This window comes from Enterococcus sp. DIV0840 (genome assembly GCF_050527835.1).
GTDB classification, from domain to species: Bacteria; Bacillota; Bacilli; order Lactobacillales; family Enterococcaceae; genus Enterococcus_L; species Enterococcus_L ureasiticus.
On the sequence record NZ_CP172876.1, the window covers coordinates 2456447 to 2478329 of the forward strand.

Genomic DNA, 21883 nt, shown 5'->3' on the forward strand with positions numbered 1-21883 from the left:
GACTTTTGTCAACGCTTCCCGCTTGTGAGCTATCTTAATTTAGTTGTTTAAAAAAGCCATTTAGATTTAAGCAGTTTATTAAAAACCACATATTCCTTTTCAATATTGACTTGTACAACTTGATAACTAGCATTGAGCCAACCATATGCGCCTTTTTCAGGATGCTTAAGATCGTTTGCCCACCAATCGATATCTGTGCATGCCGTTTTAGGAAGTCCTGAATGTGGAAAAAGTAACTCGTCAAATTGAGTAAACGTTAAAGTTACTTGTGAACCACCATTGGTCGTTAAATAATGGGTAACGCTATCATATTTCTTTTGACGCTCTTTTGCCAAATCATTCACTCCCTTATTTTTATTATCGCTTTGCTTATAACGAACTACTTTTTTAAATTTATTCTTCCTTTTAATGATTATCTCATAAAAAGTTGAAGAAGCAAATGAAGGTCTCTTATCTAATTTAAAGAGAATAGTTGCTTCTCACCTTTATTTTTTTTATACTTAAAGCATTATGTAGTAAAGGACTGAGCAAATGCTTGATCATTATTTTACCATTCGCTCTGATGGAGAAAGTGAAATCGAGATCAAAAAATCCCGTTTTATCTGTTCTCTAAAACGAGTCTATTCAGAAAATGAAGCAAAAGATTTTATTGCTCAAAAGAAAAAAGAGCATTGGAAAGCCAATCATAATTGCAGTGCTTTTGTGATCGGTGAAAAAAGTGATATTCAGCGCAGCAACGATGATGGAGAACCAAGTGGAACAGCTGGCGTTCCTATGCTGGAGGTTTTGAAAAAACAAGAATTGATCAATGTGGCAGCTGTTGTTACTCGCTATTTTGGCGGAACTAAGCTTGGCGCTGGCGGCTTGATTCGAGCATATAGCCATGCTGTTTCTCATGCATTAAGTGACATCGGATTGGTCGAAGGAAAATTACAACAGGAAATTCGTTTAACGATCAGTTATCCTAATTTAGGAAATGTTCAAAATTTCCTAGAAAACAAACACTACACACTAAAAGACACGATTTATGGAGAACATGTTGACGTTATTTGCCTTGTAGATGAAGCGAAATCTGAACAATTTATGGCAGAAATCGTTGAACTATTAAATGGACAAGTTACATTTGAAGAAGGTGAATGTTCTTATCATGAACTACCAATCAAAAAAAAGGAGCAAGAAGATGACATTTGAAGAAATATTACCTCATATAAAAAAAGGGGCAAAAGCTGTAAGAGAAGGTTGGGGCGGTTTTGAATTGTACATTGAACTCAGAGATGAAATCGGCACATCCGATGGGACTTTCCTCCAAGTTACGCCCTACTTTTTGATCAAGACTTCTGATGAAGGATATAGTATGTTTTCACCAACACCGTGTGATGTTTTGGCAGAAGATTGGAAAATCGTAACTACAGATTAAGATTCTATACAAAGCTAGAACACTTAAAACAAGTCGCTCTAGCTTTTTTTATAGAATCAAGAAAAGAGGAACACGTATGCATTTCGATGAATACAAAGGAAAAACGATTTTTATAACGGGAGCAGCTTCTGGTATAGGACAGGCCCAAGCAATCGCTTTTGCACAACAAGGTGCCCATGTATTTGGATTGGATCTTGATGAAAGAGGATTGGCTGCAACGATTGAAAAAACAAAAAGTTCTGCTGGAAAATTTTCTTCTTGTATTGGTGGCGTTACAAAAAAAAGTGATATCACCGCAGCAGTTGAACAAGCAAACAACTTATTTGGCCCGATCCATATTTTATTGAACACAGCTGGCATTTTGGATGATTACACACCGACTTTAGAAACGACTGAGGCAATGTGGGATCGCGTTTTATCCGTTAATTTAAAAGGAACTTTTTTAGTAACCAATCAAATTCTACCGCAAATGTTAGCACAAAAACATGGTGTAATTGTCAATATGGCTTCAATTGCAGGTATGGTTGCCGGTGGAGGCGGCGCGGCTTATACAGCATCAAAACATGCTATTATCGGTTATACCAAACAGTTAGATCATGATTATATCAAACAAGGTATACGAGCAAATTCGATTGCTCCTGGCGCAATTCAAACACCTATGAATGCTGCTGACTTTGCTGGTGATGGCAAAATTGCTGAGTGGGTCGCTAACGAGACCCCTGCTGGACGCTGGGCCAAACCAGAAGAAGTTGCTTCATTGACTCTTTTTATGGCAAGTGAGCAGGCAGATTATATTCATGGAACTGTAATGACGATCGATGGTGGCTGGTTGGAAAAATAATATTGTATTGAAATGCCACAGCCTACTTTACAAATGCCACAATTTTCGATACCATAAAAAACAGTGAAGTAATTCACACTATGACACTTCAGCTGGCAGAATTTTCCTGTCACTTCCTTTGGTCATAGTTATTACTAAAACAGAAAATCTGTTTTACAAAGGAGAACACAAATGAATAACCCAAACTCACAGACTAAAGCCTGGTCGGTCATTGCTTTGACGAAAATGGCTTTGATCACGGCACTCTATGTCGTTGTCACTATTTTTTTGGCACCTTTTAGTTTTGGTGCAGTTCAACTCAGGTTTTCAGAGTTATTTAACTATTTACCGCTCTTTAACAAACGCTACATTCTAGCTGTGACTTTAGGAGTAGCCATCTCAAATGTGGCTTCACCATTAGGTCTTGTTGATATCGTTATCGGCAGCTTATCGACGTTTGTCGTTTTACTTTTATCTTATTATGGAACAAAACGGCTAAAAAGCCCAATCAAAAAAATGATCCTAACAGCAATTATTTGTTCACTTTCAATGTTTACGGTGGCTGGACAATTGGCTTATTTTTATCATCTGCCGTTTTTCTATACATGGTTGACAGTTGCTATTGGTGAACTGTTATCTATGACCGTTGGCGGTATTTTAATTTACTGGATCAGTGAAAAAATCGATTTAACGAAATAAAAAAGGGAAATGAAAACTGGCGACTCTTCATTATAGAAGGGCTGAAAGCTTTCATTTCCTTTTTCGTTTATTTTTCTAAATAAAATTCAAAACGGTTTCCTACATATTGTGTTCTTACATATTCAAAAGGGGTGCCATTTTCAAAATAGGAGATCTGGCGTAAACGAAGAATAGCATCTCCACGTTTGATTTTTAAATAATCTGCAATTTGTTCTGAAGCTTGCATAGCTGAAATCGTTTGATTCGCATGGCCGATTTTGTTGCCGCCTTTTTCTTCTAATGTTTTATAAAAAGAATTTGTGATTTCCGTTTTGCTATATTGATCAACTAATGAATACGGAACACTTGCAACTTCAAAACAGATTGGTAAATCATCTGCAAACCGAACTCGCTCCATGCGTACGATTTGTTCATTTTCTTTCAAATTTAACTTTTCCATCTCACTGGAACTTGGTTTAGCTACATAATAGGAGATGGTACGACTAGAAGGTACTCGATTTTGGGAAAGCATGATATCTGTAAAACTAGTTGTTCCCGTCATTTTTTCTTGCACTTTTTTACGGGCAACATAGGTCCCTGAACCGATTTTCCGTTCCAAAATCCCCTCATCAGCAAGTGTTTGGATCGCCTGTCTCAACGTCATTCGGCTAACACTGAACTGGATCGCCAGCTCACGTTCTGATGGAAGCCGGTCTCCAATCTTCCAAACGCCATGTTCAATGTCATCTTTAATTTTATCGTGGATTTGAATATAAACTGGTAAGCTTGAAACCATCTTATTTCCTCCTTTTTATTCCCTTCCATTATAACTGGTATATACCTCATAAACAACCAAAAGTTCCAAAATATAGCTATGCAAACGTTTATAGAAACAATTTGGTATGCTTCAGGTAAAAATCAAAGCTGTTTTAAATAAGAAAATATTTTAGTTATTATGTTTATTGTATAACGAAGTACGGACAAAAAGAAAGAAAAATTAACAAAATTAAAAATTTCTTTGCTTGAGACTTTGCTTATATAAAAATAGAGTGTGAAACAAAACTAAAAATAAGTTTCGTTTCACACTCAAAATCCAAGTAAATAGCGAAAAATTTGGCTCCTTTGATCACATCAACCTACGAACGGACTTTTTCTTCATCCATCATTTTATGTGCTGTTGCCATCATCAAGCGAATCCGATTCAGTTGATTCACCAACGACACACCTGGATCATAATCGATTGGCGCAATATTGGCTTTAGGATATTGACGACGCAACTCTTTCGTTACACCTTTACCCACAACATGGTTTGGTAGACATCCGAAAGGCTGCATGCACACGATATTATTCACATCTGATTTCAACAATTCGATCATTTCCCCTGTTAAAAACCAACCTTCGCCAGTATGATTTCCAATTGAAAGAATTTTCCCAGCATCTTCTGCTAATTCATGAATAGAGCTCAGGCCTTCAAACCGTTTAGAATTTCTCAAGGCCTTGTCCATTGGTTTTTCAACATATTCAATGATCCGGATCGCAAATTGAGCTAAGGTTTTACTTTGTTTAGACATCCCCATATTGTCGTATTTCCAAATTTGATTGTACAAAGAGTAATTCATAAATCCAACAATATCCGGCACAACAGCTTCTGCCCCTTCCGCTTCAAGCAAACGAACGATATCATTATTGGCAGTTGGTGAGTATTTCACCAAGATTTCGCCAACGATCCCAACTTTCGGTTTCTTGACTTCATTCAATGGGATTTCATCAAATTCTTTGATGATTTTTTTCATATTTCGATTGAATAAGGTCAATGAACCATTGCGGACATTTTTCTCGATTTGTTTTAGCCATTTAGCATGAAGTGCATCAATCACACCGACTTTAGTTTCATAAGGTCGAGTGCGATAAACAACTCGTTCGAATAAATCTCCATATAAAAAGGCTACAGCGACACGTTTCAACATCGGTAGTGTAAATTTAAAGCCTGGATTAGACTCAACCCCTTTATTTCCCATCGAAACTGAAACCACAGGAACTTGTGGGAATCCAGCATCGTTCAAGGCTTTTCTAAGCAATGGGATATAATTCGTTGCACGACAACCACCGCCTGTTTGTGTCATCATCACACTAACATGATCTAAATCGTATTCCCCGCTTTCTAGCGCTTCAACTAATTGGCCGATTGAAATAATCGCTGGATAACACGCATCGTTATTCACATATTTCAGACCGACATTTACAGCTTCTCGATCGTCTGCTGGTAAACAAACCACATTATAGCCGGAAGCTTTTAAAGCAACATCCACTAAACCAGATTGATGAATGGGGCTAAGCATCGGTAATAATAAGGTATGTGTCTTTCTCATTTCTTTGGTAAAGATGATTTTCTCTGGCTCTTCATGCTGCAGTTTTGGCTCAAAATTCATTTTTTCTCGCTCACCAACGGCTGCTTTCAAGGAACGTAAACGAATACGGATCGCACCTAAATTCGAACCTTCATCGATTTTCAAGACAGTATAGATTTTTCCATATTGATCCATGATTTCTTCCACTTGATCCGTCGTAACAGCATCTAAACCACAACCAAATGAATTCAGCTGAACTAATTCAAGATTCTTCGATTTCGCTACAACACGCGCTGCTGCATATAAACGCGAATGATAAACCCATTGATTGACAACACGTAAATTTCCGACATCACTTAAATGAGAGACACAATCTTCTGTCAATACATGGAAGCCTTCTTGCGTTATAACATCAGCAATACCATGATTGATTTCTGGATCTAGATGATAAGGACGACCGGATAAAACGATTCCCTTTTCCCCTTTTTGATTCAGCATCACGAGGGTTTCTTCCCCTTTTTTACGGACATCCTCTTTGAATGCATCTAATTCTTCATATCCATGGCGCAATGCTTGAGTCACTTGCTCTACCGAGATTCCTAGATCCGCAAATGTTTCGCTTAAAACTTTGGCAACTGATGCTTCATTGGCTAAATTAATATACGGATTACGGTAATCAACTTTACCATCACGAATGTCATCTACATTATTACGAATAACATCAGGATAACTTTGCACGATTGGACAGTTAAAATGATTATCTGCTTCTGCCGATTCTTGACGTTCAAAAACCACACCTGGGTAAAAAATCATCGGTACTTGTGAATCGATCAATGCTTGAATATGGCCATGAGAAATTTTTGCTGGATAACAGGCTGTATCACTAGGAATCGTTTCCATCCCTTGTTCGTACAACTCTTTATTCGACCGTGGTGATAACTCAACTCTAAAACCTAAATCAGTGAAGAACGTATGCCACAGTGGATAGTTTTCATACATATTCAAAACACGAGGAATCCCGATTCTGCCATGGACTGCATCTTTTTCTTTCAGTGGACGATATTTAAACAATTTTCGGTATTTATAGTCAACCAGATTGACTCTGCGGTCTTCTTTTTTTACCTTGATTCTGGCACCGCGCTCACAACGATTTCCTGTAACAAATTGACGTCCGTCAGAAAAAATCGTAACGGTCATCATACAATTATTTTCACATAAACCACAGTGAGTAAACTCTTTATCTGCTGCAAAAGTATCTAGCTCTTCAAAACCGAGGATGGTTGTTTCTTGTCCTAGCTCATAATTTTCTAACGCAATCAAGGCAGCGCCATATGCGCCCATCAACCCAGCAATAGAAGGACGGACAACTTCTCGTTCACTGATCATTTCAAACGCACGCAAAACAGCTTCATTATAAAAAGTTCCGCCTTGGCAAACAATTTTTTTCCCTAATTCTTCGGGACGTCGAACTTTGATTACTTTGTAAATCGCATTTTTAATTACAGAGTAAGATAATCCCGCGGAAATATCCCCAACTGATGCGCCTTCTTTTTGAACTTGTTTGACTTTTGAATTCATGAATACGGTACAACGAGAGCCTAAATCAACAGGTGCTTTAGAACTTAGCGCTTCGAGTGCGAAGTCTTTTACATCAAAATTCAATGATTTGGCAAATGTTTCGATAAACGAACCGCACCCTGAGGAACAGGCTTCATTCAATTGGATCGAAGACAATACGCCATCTTTGATGGTCATCGCTTTCATATCTTGACCACCGATATCTAAAATAAAATCAACACCTGGCTGAAAATGATCTGCCGCTTTGTAATGAGCCATAGTTTCGACTTCTCCAATATCGACCTTCAATGCATTTTTGATCAAATGTTCTCCATATCCTGTAACGGCGGATTTTCCGATAAATACATCTTTTGGTAATTGTTGATATAAATCTTTCAAAACACGCATTGTGGTTTCCAAGGGCTGCCCTTGATTGTTTCCATAAAATGAAAATAATAGATTGCCTTCTTCATCGATCAAGGTAACTTTTGTGGTCGTAGATCCTGCATCGATCCCTAAAAAGGCTACACCATGATGATCAGCTAACGCTTTTTCTTGTGCTTGGGCTTTTGCGTGCCGCGCTCTAAATTCTTTTAAATCAGCTTCATCTTGAAATAACGGTTCTAGTGTATCTGTTGGCTTTAATTGTTCTTGATCTCCTTTTGTCAAACGGTGAATCAAATTTACTAAGGTTGTTGGATTAGCACCTTCCGAATAAATTGCAGCCCCCATCGCTACAAATAATTGCGGATTTTCTGGAAAAATCACATCCTCTGGTTTCACATCTAAGGTTTCAATGAATCGTTTTCTAAGTTCTGACATAAAGAAAAGTGGGCCGCCTAAAAAAGCGATTTTACCTTTGATTTTCCGACCTGCGGCAAGCCCTGCAATAGTTTGGTTAACTACTGCCTGAAAAATACTCGCTGAAATATCCTCTTTGGCAGCTCCTTCGTTGATCAAAGGCTGAACATCTGTCTTAGCGAAAACACCACATCTTGAAGCAATTGGATAAATTGTTTGGTAATTTTTAGCCAATTCATTGACCCCGTTAGCATCTGTTTTTAACAAAACCGCCATTTGGTCGATAAAAGCGCCAGTTCCTCCAGCACAGCTCCCATTCATTCGCTGTTCTAATGCACCTTCAAAAAAGGTGATCTTTGCATCTTCACCACCCAGTTCAATCGCTACATCTGTTTCTGGAATGATTTCTTCTACTGTTTTTGTACAGGCGATCACTTCTTGAACAAAAGAAATATTCAAAACATCTGCCAGCCCCATGCCGCCAGAACCTGTAATCGTCATTGTGATCGGTGTTTCTTCACCTAAATCAAGCATCGCTTCATTCAAAACTTTTTCGGTTGCGGCTTTTACATCTGAGTAATGTCGTTCGTATTTCGCGAATTTTTTATGATTTTCTTCGTCAATAATTACTAATTTCACAGTTGTCGAACCGACGTCTATTCCTGCTCTTAATGTCATAAGTTTTATCTCCTTAAATTACATACCCTTTTATTTCACAACACTTTGTTGATTATCCTACAAGGTGTCTGATATAATACTTATGTATATTTTAGAAAGATTCTAATTTAATTGCAACAAGCAAAACACCCAAATTTGTGAGATAAGCAACAAACTTTTGAAAACTGTTGATTATTTCGAAAGGAATTTTTTATGTCAAAGAAAACCGACCTTCGGGTAATGCGGACACACAAAATGATTATTGAAGCTTTCTTTCATTTAGTAGATGAAAAAGGATATGATTGTATAACGATCCAAGACATTGCAGATGAAGCAATGATCAACCGTGCGACGTTCTATGCTCATTTCAAAGACAAACAAGACCTTTATGAACAAATTTTCGATTTTGCGATCAATGCTTTTACATCTGTTATCGATACGGAACAGATTATTGTCAGCAATCGGATCAAGGTAAAACAGATTGAATTTCTACTGACAAATATCTACATTAATATTCAAAAAAATAAAAATTTTTTTCTGACGATCATGGATGGTAGTTCAAATGAACTGTTGCGGAAGAAGTTAGCAGATATTATTTATGAAAAATATGCAGATATCTTTTCTAAGCTAAAAATCACGGAGAATGACATTGAAGTGCCGATTGATTTTATTATTGAGTATATGACCTCTATATTTATCGGAACGCTTCATTGGTGGATCACAAGTGACACAGACATGTCTCCTAATCATTTAGCTAGGCTGGTTATTAAACTCGTTGGAAATGGTCATCTGACAGTTCTAGGACTTGAAATCGATAAATAAGACCTACCTAAAGGAAAATAGCCTACAACAACATATAGACGATGTTGTTGTAGGCTATTTTAAAATGATTTAGCGGTTCTTCGCACGCCATTTTTTTGTATGAGCAGTGTCTCTGGCAGACACAATTTGAATGCCCTTTGCTTTGTCTTTATTTTTCTCTTTAGAAAAAAGATTTACTTTAACATCATATTTACCTTCACGCGCTAAGTCGTAGACTTTTTCAGCTGTTTCAGTTATTTTCTCTTTGATATTCATTTGGCTCACTCCTCCTACTTTTTCATTCACTTTATCACATAATTCAAAAAAAGAGAACAAAAGTTACTATCTTTTTTTTTAGTCAAAAAAAGAACAACTCCATCTGAGTTGTTCTAATAAAAAACTGGGGTAGCTGGATTCGAACCAACGCATGACAGGATCAAAACCTGTTGCCTTACCGCTTGGCTATACCCCAAAGGTTAAAATGGAGGAAAGTGGATTCGAACCACTGAACCCTAAGGAACGGATTTACAGTCCGTCGCGTTTAGCCACTTCGCTATTCCTCCAAAAGGTTTTAGTAAAAAACCTGACTTAGTTATAATACAAAACTTTTGAATAAAATGCAAGCCTTTTTCGAAAAAAAGTTGTTATTTATTTTAGTCGTTTAAATTCCACTGGCGAATAATGTATTCGATCGCTTCATCTAGCGTTTTTACAGTCGCTTCATTACGGCTATCGATTACGACAGCAAATTTTTTGGTGTCTTGTGCTAAGACTTGACCAATTTCTTTTTTGCCAATCGTTAAGGTGCTTACAGTGATTGTTTCACCATTTACTTTTTTTTCTGCTTCTTCAATTTTTACTTCTATATCTTTATTTTTCTTTGACATCTTCATCCCTCCAAACATCTATGTTATCACGTTACGTGAAAAAAAGAAAGTGGGGCAAAACCTACTAAGTTTTGCTCCACTTTAGCTTCTTTTCAAAGGAACATCACGCACTTTTATCCCAAGTTCATAAAATTCCTTCTATCTACTTACGTACTAAATAATTGTTTCCTCTTGACCTCGCTAAGTATTCCGAAAATAATGCCTGCCAAAATAGAAATCATGCCTATAATAATAAACAACCATAAAAAACTCGATAAATAGGTTTGAATAAAATCATACATTGCTTTCGATTGAATTCCTAGCTTCTTTAAAAAGCCTTGCATTAAAATGATTGCAGGAACGACTACCATCATCAAGCCACTGCCCACCCAAATATAGGACCAGTATCTCAATAAGCGATGAAAATAGCCTCTTAATGAAGAATAGAGAGAGAAACTTAATACGGCCCATAAAACACCGCAGACAACCATAAAAATGACCAATTTTGATTTATAATTCATAACTTTGCGTCCATAAGAAACTAGAAAAGGCAACTCGATATAACCTTTATAGATCGTTACAGCATTGTCAGAAAGTTTCGTTACAGCCAGCTCTGATTCTGGTGTTGTCTGGATATTCTTTTCTTTCATATAATCTGTGATTGCTTTAGAAACAGCATCATGGATTTCTTTTTCATTAGAAATAGAATATTTTGTCCCTGTATTGTACATTGCTTCAAAATATGCATTTACATCCGTCTTCACTAACTCTTTTTTGATTGATTGATTTAAAACACCTTCTGGAATGTTACTCCCCAAAGCACTATTTTCGACTTGACGATTGATTTCTTCAGTTAATTCTGAATAATAATCTGCTTTAGCTGCTTGTTTTGCAATATAATTCTCACTAAACAGAGTGAGTCTTAATGTCAATAGAATCAAAAATGCAAATAAAAATACAGAGGATAAAAAAGCAATAAAAAAGCGAGAAATTACTTTCATTAAACGACCATGATTTTTCACCTGACTAATTCTCCTCCTTTATGACTTTTCATCGATGATTGGTCCAGATACATAATCTGCTGAAACAAAAACACGTTCTGGTGTTAAACCAATCGCATCTAATGGGTAACAAGTATAAAGGATCAGTGATCTTTTCGTGCGGTCGCCTAATTTTGTATTCACGGCTGGATCTTTGTAATCAGCAACTTTTACTTCTGTTACTTGATACGTATAATCACCATAATGAGTATGAATATTGATTTTATCTCCAGGTTCTAAGTAATAAATCTTTCCAAAGGAAGGCAGATTATGCCCACCAATCAATGTTGTTCCAAGATCACCTGGAATCATACTGCCGATGTATTGTCCTGCGCCTAAACGCAAAATTTCTTCGCTATCTCCGTAATATAATGGTTCATTAATTCCGACTTTATCGATCACTACCTCACCAAACTGATCTCCTCCTACTGGATAGACCATATTCGAAGAGGATAACTCTCCTTTTTCAGACACTTCCATTCCAGCCGCAACTGCTTTAGTCGACTTTTTATCTGATACATCAGTTGTCTGTTTATCGATTTTATCTGTAGTCTCGTCTGATGAAACTTGCTCTTTATTATCATTTCTTTTTTCAAAAAGATTTGTTCCTTTTTGATCAAAAGATGGAGCATCATTCAATGAGATCAATTCAACTGCAGAAGAAGCGAAGTTAATGACAGGTGCACCAATTATGTAAATAATGAGATAGCCAAAAAACATAAAGAGAAGAGGCACGTAAATAAATGCCCCTACTCTTTTTAGTTGTTTCATATTATGCTAATTTGTTCTTTCTGCTCACGAATACTGCACCTGCTGCAGCGACGATCAATGAGCCAAAAGTAATTCCGCTTAACGCGTAATTTGATCCTGTATTTTTAACTGGCGTTCCAGCTGTATAAACAGGCGCACCATTAGCATCTGTAATCATCACTGCAGAGTAGCTTCCGCTACCAAAAGTGATTTTTACGCCAACGGCATTTCCGGCAGCAACCGCGTAATTTTGTACTTGAGAAATTACATTAGCCGGCAATAATTTAATTGCACTTGCAAGTGAATTAGCGTTTGAAGTATTAACAGATACTCCTTCAACTAATCCGCGTGCTGCTTGGATATTTTTTACAGCTTCATCTGCTTGAGCTTGTGTTAAATCAACACGTTTCAAGTGATTTGCTGCTGCGTTTGTCTCAGCCGCATCAAAATTAAATTTTTTGCCGCCGATTGTTGCGCCAGCATTCAATTCATTCAGAATAGACTGCTCTGCTGTTGAAATAGCACCATCAGCTGAAGCATTAGTTGCAAAGCTTACAGTTGCTATCACAGCAATGATAAATCCAATAACTTTTTTCATTTTTTTTCCTCCTATCTTAAATATTTATAATCAATTACAGAATATCTGTAATGGTTATACCAACAACAACACCCCTAATGGTTTTAGGACATAATGAAAAGATATCAAAGAAACAAAATACTTTAATACCCCTACATAAGAAGATAAATTATTTACTTCACTATATAAAACTATCATATGCTCTTATAATAGTCAAATTCTTTTTCAGTAAAAAAATCCGTCTATCTCTTGTTATTATTCACTTTTTGGAATTTTTTTAGATATAAACGTCGCTTCAAAAACATCATAATTCGCTTCTTTTAAAATTTTCTCAATTTGTTGTGTTTCACGACTTTCGATCTGAATCTCAATAATTGTTTCCAGCTCTTTTCGGTTTACGATAACAGTTAAAATACTAAAATCATTGTCAGCCAACAATTTGGTAATATCCGCTAGAATCCCTTTATGATCTTCTGGGATACGTAGTTGAATTCTAGTCCCGCCATCATTATATCCAGTAATTTTTAGAAAAGCATCAAAAATGTCATTATTTGTTATAATACCCACAAGTGTTTTATTTACATCAACAACAGGTAAAACACCAATATTATTTTGGCGCATTTTGAAAATACCATCCTCCAAAGAGGCTTCTGGCTTAATTATTTGAACCTCTTTTACCATTATATCTGCTACAGTCGTCTTGTTAAGTAAATAATTCACCTCATAAACGCTTAAACTTGTAGCTTTTGACGGCATCGCTAATTGAATCGTTCCTTCTGTGATCAACCCAATGACTTGCTCTCCTTTAACTACAGGCAAACGATGAATATTATTTTTTTTCATCAAATCGACCGCATCAAAAATTTTCATTTCTGGTTGAGCCACGACTAAATTTTTTGTCATAAAATCACTTACACTCATGCTATTAGCCTCCTAGATATGCTTTTTTCACTTCTTCACTTTCTAATAATTCCTTGCCCGGACCGCTCAAAACCACTTCACCCGTCTCTAAAACATAGCCACGATCCGCAATCGACAACGCCATTTTTGCATTTTGCTCGATCAATAACACCGTTGTTCCTTGCTTATTGATTTCTTGAATGATATTGAAAATTTCTTGAATAAAAATTGGTGCTAGTCCCATAGAGGGTTCATCTAATAATAGCAATTTTGGTTTAGACATAAGCGCTCTGCCCATCGCAAGCATCTGTTGTTCTCCACCAGATAGAGTTGAAGCATCTTGATTTTTACGTTCTTTTAATATAGGGAATCGATCAAAAATCATATCGTAATCTTTTTTCAGGTCGCCATCTTTGCGTAAAAATGCCCCCATCTCTAGGTTTTCTTGAACAGTTAAGCCAGCAAAAACATGTCGGCCTTCTGGTACTTGGCATAGCCCTGACGCTACGATTTTTTGGGGAACCATTTTATGGATTTGCTGCCCTTCAAACGTAATACTACCACTTGACGGACGATTCAACCCAGAGATTGTTCTTAAGATCGTGGTTTTACCGGCGCCATTTGCTCCAATCAGAGATACGATTTCTCCTTGTTCTACATGAAAACTCACATCCCGAACTGCTTGTATCACACCATAATGAACGGACAAATTTTCAATTGTTAACATTATAGTTCACCTCCAAGATAGGCTTCGATCACACGAGGATCATTCTTAATTGCTTCTGGTTTGCCTTCTGCAATTATTCTGCCATACTCTAAAACATAAATTCTTTGACAAACATCCATGACCAAACTCATATCATGTTCGATCAATACGATCGTGATTTGAAATTCTTTTTGAATTTTTCTAATTAGTTCCGTTAAATTTGCGGTTTCTTGTGGATTCATTCCAGCTGCTGGTTCATCTAAAAATAAAACTTTTGGCTGAGTCGCTAAAGCACGAACGATTTCCAAGCGTCTTTGTTCCCCGTAAGGAAGATTTTTCGCTAATGTCTGAACTTTATTTTCTAGGCCAAAAATTGCAAGTAGCTCTAATACTTTTTTTTCCATCTCAGCTTCTTTCTTATAAAAAGCTGGTAAGCGTAAAATACTAGAAAGAATGCCTTCTTTATTTTTACTGTTCATCGCGATTAGAACATTATCCATCACGGTTAAATCTTTGAACAAACGAATGTTTTGGAAGGTTCTACTTAAACCCATATCTGCAATTTTATAAGGTTTCATGCCATTCAATACATGTTCTTTGCCTAGAATATCTAATGTAACTTCACCTTCACTAGGTTCATAAACACCAGTTAATAGGTTAAATAAGGTTGTTTTACCAGCACCATTTGGCCCAATTAGTCCAATCAACTCATTTGTTTCTAAAGAAAGATTGACATTAGAAACAGCTGCAAGTCCACCGAAGTTCTTCGTTAAATTACTAACGTTCAATAGAGGCATTTGATTTGTCCTCCTTTTTATTGAATAATTTTTTTACGGAAAATTCCCATGTTCCAAGCAGTCCACCAGGTTTGAAAATCATGATAATGATCAAGGCTAGTGCATAAATGATCATTCTAAGCGCACCTGCATCTTGCAAGAACATATTCAAAATCCCCAGCACAATTGCTGAAATAAACGTTCCTGTAACACTACCGATCCCGCCAAAAACGACGATGATCAAAATATCGATCGATTTCATAAAGCCAAAATCTTTTGGTGCAATCGTTTGAACATAACTTGAATAAATCGCCCCTGCCACACTTGCAGTAACAGCACCGATGATAAACGCAATTACTTTATATTTGGTTGTATTCACACCCATTGATTCCGCTGCAATCTCATCTTCCCGTATAGCCATTGTCGCACGCCCTGGTCCGCTATGAATAAAATTAACAATGATCAAGGTTACAATAACCACAAAGCCAAATACCATCGACCAGTTGACCATTGGCGGAATTCCAAAAATTCCAGCTGGACCATTCGTTATCTCTTTCATATTGATAATAATGATCCGAATGATTTCTGAAATCCCCAGTGTTGCAATCGCCAAGTAATCCCCTTTTAATCTCAAGGTTGGAATACCAACTAATAATGCTACGATTCCTGATAACACGATCCCAAGTAAAATTCCACTTAAAAAACCGCCCATTGTAGGATACTTAACAGACATAATTGCCGCACTATATGCACCGATCGCCATAAATCCAGCATGTCCTAAAGAAAACTGACCTGAAAAACCAATAATCAAATTCAATCCCAACGCTAGCATAATATTGATCCCAATCGTAATCAGGGTATATTCAGTAAACGGTGTAATCACACCTGTTACATATAATACGTAAATAAAAGCATAAGCTAAAGCGGCAATTAGAAGCCAAATAAGATTATATTTTAAATTCTTTTTCATGTTTGCCACCTACACTTTCTCTTTGATGTTCTTGCCGAGAATGCCAGCAGGACGAATCAATAAAATAATAATCAACAATGCGTAAACCACCGCATCTTTATAATCTGAAAAACCAAGCGCAATCGTGATTGTTTCTAATAAGCCGATGACAAAACCTCCAAGGGCCGCTCCTGGTATGATTCCAATGCCACCTAAGACTGCCGCAACGAATGATTTAAGTCCTGGAACAACCCCCATCATTGGATCGATGGAATTATAATACAATCCAATCAGCATACCTGCTGCTGCTGCTAAAGCAGAACCTAAAGCAAACGTAAATGAAATTGTACGATTGACATTGATCCCCATCAATTGTGCTGCATCAGCATCAACAGAAACGGCTCGCATCGCTTTTCCCATTTTTGTCTTTTTAACGATCAATTGTAATGCAATCATCAACACTAATGAGATAACTAAAATAAGTACTTGAATATTTGAGATCTGAATAAAACCTAATTGATAATTTTTAAATTCTATTGCTTGTGGAAATGATTTTTTTTCTGGTCCTAACCAATAAATCATCCCGTTTTGCAGTAAAAACGAAACACCGATTGCTGTAATCAAAGCGGCGATCCTTGTAGATTTTCTTAGCGGTCGATAAGCTAAAAACTCAATAATTACACCGATCACAGCAGCCCCTGCCATAGATAAAATCAACGCTGGGAAAAAACCTAAACTTAATTTGTTGATAAAGAAATACCCCATAAATCCGCCTAACATATAGATTTCTCCATGGGCGAAGTTGATCAATTTAATAATGCCATAAACCATTGTATACCCTAATGCTAATAAAGCATAAATACTACCTAGAAAAAGCCCATTTACTAGTTGTTGGATCACTACTTCCATGATTATCACTTCCAATATTTTAGAATAATTGCTGTTTGATTAAAGAAAAAAGAGGATGGACAAAACGTGGAACCTTGTCTCACCCTCTTTAAATTACGTATACATAATGGTTATTTTAAGGATTGACAGCGTCCGCAGACGTTTCTTTTCCTTCAGTTAAGCCTAATACTACAGCTGATTTTTCAGGATTGTGGTCTTTATCCATCGTCATTTTTCCAGTAACACCGACAAAGTCTTTCAATGAAGCTAATCCTTCTGTGATGTCTTTTGAATCAGCTGAATCTTCTTCTTCCATCGCTTGTTTCAACATATAAACTGAATCATAACCTAATGCGTTGAATGCAGACGGTTGTTTATTATATTTTTTCTTGAATGCTTCTACAAATGGTTTTACTTTATCTGTAGCTGGTGCTTTTTCTGAGAAGTGTCCTGTGTAATAAACCTCAGAAACATTTTTTGCTCCAGCGATTTCAACTAATTTTTCATCGCCAAATCCGTCAGCGCCAAGAATTGGTTTGTCGATACCCATTTCACGTGCTTGTTTGATGATCAATCCTGCTTCTGCATAGTAACCTGGAATATAGATGGCATCATAATCAAGGTCTTTGATTTTCGTTAAGATAGCTTGGAAATCTTTGTCTCCAGCTGTAAATGTTTCTTCTTTGGCGATTTTGCCTTTAAATGTGTCTTTAAATGATTTTGTCAAACCAATCGCGTAATCACTTGAATTATCACCGATGATCACAACATTTTTAGCTTTTAAGTTGTCTTGTGCAAAATTCGCTAAGATAACTCCTTGGAAAGTATCTTGGAAACAGGCTCTGAAAATATATTCTTGCACTTTATCGTTTACAACCGTAATACTGTCGTCAGTACCTGAAGGTGTGATCACAGGAACCGCTGCTTTTGTCATATTTGGAATTGTCGCTTTCGTTGCACCAGATGTTGCTGGACCCACGACTGCAACTACTTTGTCTTTTGCTGTCAGATTGGCCGCAACAGAAGTTGCTTCACCGTTTTCTGATTTGTTGTCTTTTTCGATCAATTCTAATTTCTTGCCAAGAACGCCACCGGCTTCGTTGATTTCTTCAACAGCTAAGGTAATTCCTTCTTTTTCAGCATTCCCGTAAGCTGAAACATCTCCGGAAAGTTCCATATTCATGCCAATTTTGATCGTGTCGCCCTCAACCTTATTTCCACCACCGCTTGCGCCTCCGCCAGCTGCTGGACCACATGCTGCTAATAAGAATAGACTAGCAAATAAAAAACTGAATTTTTTCATTTTGTTTCCCCCTTGATTTTAAAGCTTGTTGTGCGGGTCAGCTCTGACTGGAAAATAGGAAAAACAGAATGTGGTGCTTTTTACCACAATCAGTTTTTATCTTTTTCCTGAAGAGCTAGCACAAAAGCTAGATGATTTTAAAGCTGAACGAATTCGTAAAGCCAGATAATTTTCTTCGCATATATAATTATTAAAGAAGTATGTATACAAATATAATCAAAAATAGATGAAATGTCAATGAATTTTCAGAAAATTTCTATAATTCAAATTATTAAAAATCGTTCGTTACTTATACAGTTGGATTATTCGGTTTCTTTACGTAAAAAAACGCCTCCTTGCAAGCTGCAATTGACGTTTTCATTTAGTGCTTATTTTTAATTTTGGTTTGCCAAAAAATTAGCAGCCGCTCCGATCAAATTGGCATCATTCTTAAACTCACATGTCACGATTTTCGGAATAAAATCATGTAAGTCAAAATGATCTAGTTTTTCTTTCATACGTTGGTTGATTTCATCGATCAAGCCTTTTTTAGCAGACACACCGCCACCTAAAACGATCATCTCTGGATCAAGTGAAAATTGAATGCTAAATAGTCCTTGTGTCAAATACTCGTAAAAATTATTGACCTCTTCTATAGCCAATTCATCACCAGATTCAGCAAACGCAAACACGTCTTCCCCAGAAAAAGTCTCTTTCTCTACACCTTTTCGTTCACAATAACGCCAAGCCATTTGGACTGCTGTTCCAAGTTTGCTAAACGTTTCACCTTCACTTAGATACATCAAGCCAAATTCACCGCCATAAAGGTGAGCGCCTTTAGTAATTTGCCCATTATGGAAAATCGCACCACCAATTCCAGTCCCCACAACAACGAACGCCACTTCTTTTTTGCCCTTAGCAGCACCTTCGTAAATTTCCGCTATTCCTGCACAATTCGCATCATTTTCGATTGCGACAGGAAGATTAAATAGCTCTTCTAATTCTTTAAATATATTGAATTTATGGATATAAGGAATCGCTGAAATTCCGTTGATCATTTGTTTTTGAACGTCTACTACACCTGGTGCACTAAAAGCTACACCTTCTACTTTTTGATTGATTCCTTCATATACGGAAAATAAAGACGCTTTCATTTCGTCCCATGTTTTCGGTGTTGTAAATTTTCCTTTGTCGGTTATTTCTTGACCGTTCCAAATCCCATATTTTACTGCTGAACCCCCAAAATCAAATGCTAAAATCGCCATCCCTTAAGCCCACCTTCATCTATTTATTATGCTTGTTTCTTCTATAATTATAGGGACCATGATATTCCTGATCCGGATTTCTTTTTAAACTAAACTTCAGCGGCACATAATCGATCCCGCCTTTTGTTAGTGGATGACACCGTAAAAATCTCGCCGTTCCCATTGTTATTCCTTTGATGCTGCCGTGTGTCTGGATGGCATCGATCATATATTGTGAACACGTTGGGTGATAGCGGCAACTAGCTGGAAGGCCTGGTGAAATGAAACGCTGATACCCACGAACCATTCCGATAAAAATATTTCCTGCCATTTCGTCCCTCTTTTCTCTATCCGAAAAAACTATACCTTGTTTTGTAATCGAATGCAAGCTTACAAATTGAAAGTAAAACTATTTTTATAAAAATTAGTAACAGTTGAAAAAGAAAACTATTCAAATTTCTAAAAGGGTGCTAAACTAGAGAAAAGAGGTTGTACAACACGACTTCTACTCAATCTAAAACGAAATGGAGCATGTAAACAATGGGCTTAAAATTTGAAAGTACAAATGACTTAGATAAATTATTCGATTCTTTTGCGTTAGATCCTAAAAAAGTAGAAATGCCAAAAGAAGAACTAGAAAAACAAGCAGAAAAAGCGCAACAAAAAGAAAAGAAGAAAAAAGAAAAATAAAAAAATAGCTTTGACACCTCTAAAGAGATGTCAAAGCTATTTTTTATTATAAATACTTCTCAATGGCTTGCCATGCTTCTTCTTTTCCTTCTTTTGTTTGTGAAGAAAAAAGAATGAAGTCGTCTGATTTATCAAAATTAAGCGCTTTTTTGATGACACTTTCATGTTTGTTCCATTTACCACGAGGGATTTTATCTTTTTTAGTTGCAACAACAATTACTGGGATTTCATAGTATTTTAAAAACTCATACATTTGAATATCTTCTTGTGTTGGTGCATGACGTAAATCTACCAACGAAACGACAGCTTTCAATTGTTCCCTTGTCGTCATATAGGTTTCGATCATCTCGCCCCATTTAGCTCGTTCCGTTTTTGAAACTTTTGCATATCCATATCCAGGAACATCGACAAAATGCAACGCATCTTCGATCAGGTAAAAATTCAGAGTTTGCGTCTTCCCTGGTTTGCCAGACGTTCTAGCCAGATTTTTACGATTGATCAATGTATTGATAAATGATGATTTACCAACGTTTGAACGACCTGCCAAAGCAATTTCGGGAAGTTCGGTCTCAGGATATTGTTTTGGTGAAACAGCACTAATAATAATTTCTGCGTTATGAACATTCATTTTACTAACCTCCTAAGTTTAACAGCTGAACAAGCTCATTCAGCCACAACAGGAAAACGTGACTGAGACCTTCAATCCTTAGAACTTTAGCTCTTAGGAATTGAGGCAATCGAAGCCGAGCCTAGTGGCTAGCCCGAACAACTAGATACCTTTATTTCATAAAATCAGTAAAAAAGTAGAGACGCATCTCTACTTTTTAGTCTTTTAAAATTAACCAGCTTTTTTGTCTTTTTTATTATAAACGATTGCTGGTTTGCCAGTGCCTTCAACAGCCATTTCTGTAATGATGACTTTTTCGATCGTGTTATCAGATGGCACATCAAACATAACATCCATCATGATTTCTTCAATGATCGAACGTAATCCACGAGCTCCTGTATTACGCTCGATTGCTTTATTGGCGATCGCAAGCAATGCTTCTGGCTCAAATTCTAATTCTGTATCATCTAAAGATAATAGTTTTTGGTATTGTTTCACTAATGCATTTTTTGGTTCAGTCAAGATACGAACCAAATCATCTGTCGTCAACTTCTCTAAAGCCGCTGTGACTGGTAAGCGCCCAATAAACTCAGGAATCAAACCGAATTTCAATAAATCTTCCGGAATAATTTGCTGCATAACGCTTTCGTCTTCATTCAGCTTGCTATTTTTCGGACCGAAACCGATCGTTTTTTCGCCTAGACGATTTTTGACCATATTTTCGATACCATCGAAAGCTCCGCCGACAATAAATAAGACATTGGTTGTGTCGATTTGGATAAATTCTTGATGAGGATGTTTGCGTCCGCCTTGCGGTGGCACGCTGGCAACTGTTCCTTCCAAGATTTTAAGCAAAGCTTGTTGAACCCCTTCACCAGACACATCTCTTGTGATCGATACATTTTCGCTCTTGCGGGCGATTTTGTCGATCTCATCGATGTAAATGATCCCTTTTTCAGCACGTTCTACGTTAAAATCAGCAGATTGTAATAGCTTCAATAGAATATTCTCTACATCTTCTCCCACATATCCTGCTTCTGTTAAACTAGTTGCATCTGCAATCGCAAATGGTACATTCAATGTTTTAGCTAATGTTTGAGCTAAAAATGTTTTCCCAGAACCCGTTGATCCAATTAAACAAATATTGCTCTTTTGTAGTTCCACTTCTTCAGAGCTTGAATTTTCTGATTGATTTACACGTTTATAGTGATTATAGACCGCAACTGCTAATGAGCGCTTAGCCTGATCTTGTCCAATTACATATTCGTTTAAGGCTTCCAAAATTTCTTGGGGTTTTGGGACATCCGTTAGTTCACGTACGGCTTCGTCGTAAAATTCTTCATCAATAATCTCTTTACATAAGTCGATACATTCATTACAAATATAGACACCCGGTCCAGCAACGATTTTTTTCACTTCTTCTTGTGTTTTACCACAGAATGAACAGCGAACTGCACCATTGTTGCTATTTGTGTTATCGTACATGCGTGTCACCCCTCTAAAATTAAAAATGACTGTCGTTACAGTCT

At 36.9% G+C, this 21883-nt stretch carries 24 protein-coding genes and 2 tRNA genes; 6 read left to right on the forward strand and 20 right to left on the reverse strand.

Annotated elements, in window-relative coordinates:
* Positions 1-47: 47 nt before the first annotated feature.
* On the reverse strand, positions 48-335 hold the full coding sequence (locus tag IGL98_RS11680; protein WP_206843267.1) for a DUF7662 domain-containing protein: 288 nt from the start codon (positions 333-335) through the stop codon (positions 48-50).
* 196 nt (positions 336-531) lie between these two features.
* Here IGL98_RS11680 and IGL98_RS11685 point away from each other — a divergent pair, with 196 nt between their 5' ends.
* The 4 genes from IGL98_RS11685 to IGL98_RS11700 all read left to right on the forward strand — a co-directional run bounded on the left by IGL98_RS11685 (position 532) and on the right by IGL98_RS11700 (position 2936).
* Complete coding sequence (locus IGL98_RS11685; protein WP_206843265.1) at positions 532-1191, forward strand: YigZ family protein; 660 nt, start codon at positions 532-534, stop codon at positions 1189-1191.
* The gene (locus IGL98_RS11690) at positions 1181-1417 is read left to right on the forward strand and encodes a DUF2829 domain-containing protein (protein WP_069646706.1); all 237 of its coding nucleotides are present in this window, start codon (positions 1181-1183) and stop codon (positions 1415-1417) included. Before IGL98_RS11685 ends, IGL98_RS11690 begins: the two co-directional genes overlap by 11 nt.
* Positions 1418-1493: 76 nt before the next feature.
* Positions 1494-2258: a 3-oxoacyl-ACP reductase gene (locus tag IGL98_RS11695; protein WP_206843262.1), complete on the forward strand. Its 765-nt coding sequence runs from the start codon at positions 1494-1496 to the stop codon at positions 2256-2258.
* A 171-nt stretch (positions 2259-2429) separates the two neighbouring features.
* Positions 2430-2936 carry a QueT transporter family protein gene (locus tag IGL98_RS11700; protein ID WP_206843261.1) on the forward strand — a complete coding sequence of 169 codons (507 nt, stop codon included), beginning with the start codon at positions 2430-2432 and terminating at the stop codon, positions 2934-2936.
* A 67-nt stretch (positions 2937-3003) separates the two neighbouring features.
* Here IGL98_RS11700 and IGL98_RS11705 read toward each other — a convergent pair whose 3' ends face one another.
* Positions 3004-3711 (reverse strand): GntR family transcriptional regulator, encoded by a 708-nt coding sequence (locus tag IGL98_RS11705; RefSeq protein ID WP_206843260.1) that lies wholly within the window; start codon positions 3709-3711, stop codon positions 3004-3006.
* A gap of 340 nt (positions 3712-4051) precedes the next feature.
* Positions 4052-8299 (reverse strand): 2-hydroxyacyl-CoA dehydratase, encoded by a 4248-nt coding sequence (locus IGL98_RS11710; protein ID WP_206843259.1) that lies wholly within the window; start codon positions 8297-8299, stop codon positions 4052-4054.
* A 192-nt stretch (positions 8300-8491) separates the two neighbouring features.
* Here IGL98_RS11710 and IGL98_RS11715 point away from each other — a divergent pair, with 192 nt between their 5' ends.
* Positions 8492-9100: a TetR/AcrR family transcriptional regulator gene (locus IGL98_RS11715; protein ID WP_069646711.1), complete on the forward strand. Its 609-nt coding sequence runs from the start codon at positions 8492-8494 to the stop codon at positions 9098-9100.
* Positions 9101-9169: 69 nt separating this feature from the next.
* Here the strand turns inward: IGL98_RS11715 and IGL98_RS11720 are convergent, their stop codons facing one another.
* The 15 genes from IGL98_RS11720 to yidD all read right to left on the reverse strand — a co-directional run bounded on the left by IGL98_RS11720 (position 9170) and on the right by yidD (position 19388).
* Positions 9170-9355, reverse strand: coding sequence for a hypothetical protein (locus IGL98_RS11720; RefSeq protein ID WP_206843258.1), 186 nt, complete (start codon positions 9353-9355; stop codon positions 9170-9172).
* Between the two features lie 124 nt (positions 9356-9479).
* Positions 9480-9551, reverse strand: a tRNA-Gln gene (locus IGL98_RS11725).
* Between the two features lie 10 nt (positions 9552-9561).
* Positions 9562-9642, reverse strand: a tRNA-Tyr gene (locus tag IGL98_RS11730).
* Positions 9643-9732: 90 nt separating this feature from the next.
* The gene (locus IGL98_RS11735; protein WP_206843257.1) at positions 9733-9966 is read right to left on the reverse strand and encodes a DUF2969 domain-containing protein; all 234 of its coding nucleotides are present in this window, start codon (positions 9964-9966) and stop codon (positions 9733-9735) included.
* A gap of 146 nt (positions 9967-10112) precedes the next feature.
* A complete protein-coding gene (locus tag IGL98_RS11740) occupies positions 10113-10967 on the reverse strand; it encodes a hypothetical protein (protein WP_206843256.1) in 855 nt (284 codons plus the stop codon).
* Between the two features lie 18 nt (positions 10968-10985).
* Entirely contained in the window at positions 10986-11756 is a 771-nt protein-coding gene (locus tag IGL98_RS11745) for a class D sortase (protein WP_206843255.1), read from the reverse strand.
* Position 11757: 1 nt separating this feature from the next.
* Positions 11758-12333 carry a hypothetical protein gene (locus IGL98_RS11750; protein WP_206843253.1) on the reverse strand — a complete coding sequence of 192 codons (576 nt, stop codon included), beginning with the start codon at positions 12331-12333 and terminating at the stop codon, positions 11758-11760.
* 234 nt (positions 12334-12567) lie between these two features.
* The gene (locus tag IGL98_RS11755) at positions 12568-13233 is read right to left on the reverse strand and encodes a CBS domain-containing protein (protein WP_206843251.1); all 666 of its coding nucleotides are present in this window, start codon (positions 13231-13233) and stop codon (positions 12568-12570) included.
* A 4-nt stretch (positions 13234-13237) separates the two neighbouring features.
* On the reverse strand, positions 13238-13939 hold the full coding sequence (locus IGL98_RS11760; RefSeq protein ID WP_206843249.1) for an ABC transporter ATP-binding protein: 702 nt from the start codon (positions 13937-13939) through the stop codon (positions 13238-13240).
* A complete protein-coding gene (locus IGL98_RS11765) occupies positions 13939-14715 on the reverse strand; it encodes an ABC transporter ATP-binding protein (protein WP_206843247.1) in 777 nt (258 codons plus the stop codon). Before IGL98_RS11765 ends, IGL98_RS11760 begins: the two co-directional genes overlap by 1 nt.
* Positions 14696-15664: a branched-chain amino acid ABC transporter permease gene (locus IGL98_RS11770; RefSeq protein ID WP_206843245.1), complete on the reverse strand. Its 969-nt coding sequence runs from the start codon at positions 15662-15664 to the stop codon at positions 14696-14698. The genes IGL98_RS11765 and IGL98_RS11770 overlap by 20 nt, the downstream gene beginning before the upstream one ends.
* A 9-nt stretch (positions 15665-15673) precedes the next feature.
* Positions 15674-16552: a branched-chain amino acid ABC transporter permease gene (locus IGL98_RS11775; RefSeq protein WP_069646719.1), complete on the reverse strand. Its 879-nt coding sequence runs from the start codon at positions 16550-16552 to the stop codon at positions 15674-15676.
* Between the two features lie 115 nt (positions 16553-16667).
* Positions 16668-17834 (reverse strand): ABC transporter substrate-binding protein, encoded by a 1167-nt coding sequence (locus tag IGL98_RS11780; protein WP_206843244.1) that lies wholly within the window; start codon positions 17832-17834, stop codon positions 16668-16670.
* Between the two features lie 374 nt (positions 17835-18208).
* Positions 18209-19078 (reverse strand): ROK family protein, encoded by an 870-nt coding sequence (locus IGL98_RS11785; RefSeq protein ID WP_206911441.1) that lies wholly within the window; start codon positions 19076-19078, stop codon positions 18209-18211.
* 19 nt (positions 19079-19097) lie between these two features.
* Positions 19098-19388, reverse strand: coding sequence for a membrane protein insertion efficiency factor YidD (gene yidD / locus IGL98_RS11790; protein WP_069646722.1), 291 nt, complete (start codon positions 19386-19388; stop codon positions 19098-19100).
* Between the two features lie 209 nt (positions 19389-19597).
* On the opposite strand from yidD, the gene IGL98_RS11795 reads away from it, so the two are divergent.
* On the forward strand, positions 19598-19747 hold the full coding sequence (locus IGL98_RS11795; RefSeq protein WP_167351784.1) for an SPJ_0845 family protein: 150 nt from the start codon (positions 19598-19600) through the stop codon (positions 19745-19747).
* Between the two features lie 46 nt (positions 19748-19793).
* Here IGL98_RS11795 and yihA read toward each other — a convergent pair whose 3' ends face one another.
* The gene (yihA, locus tag IGL98_RS11800; RefSeq protein ID WP_206843242.1) at positions 19794-20375 is read right to left on the reverse strand and encodes a ribosome biogenesis GTP-binding protein YihA/YsxC; all 582 of its coding nucleotides are present in this window, start codon (positions 20373-20375) and stop codon (positions 19794-19796) included.
* 210 nt (positions 20376-20585) lie between these two features.
* Positions 20586-21839 (reverse strand): ATP-dependent Clp protease ATP-binding subunit ClpX, encoded by a 1254-nt coding sequence (clpX, locus tag IGL98_RS11805; RefSeq protein WP_206843241.1) that lies wholly within the window; start codon positions 21837-21839, stop codon positions 20586-20588.
* Positions 21840-21883: the final 44 nt, after the last annotated feature.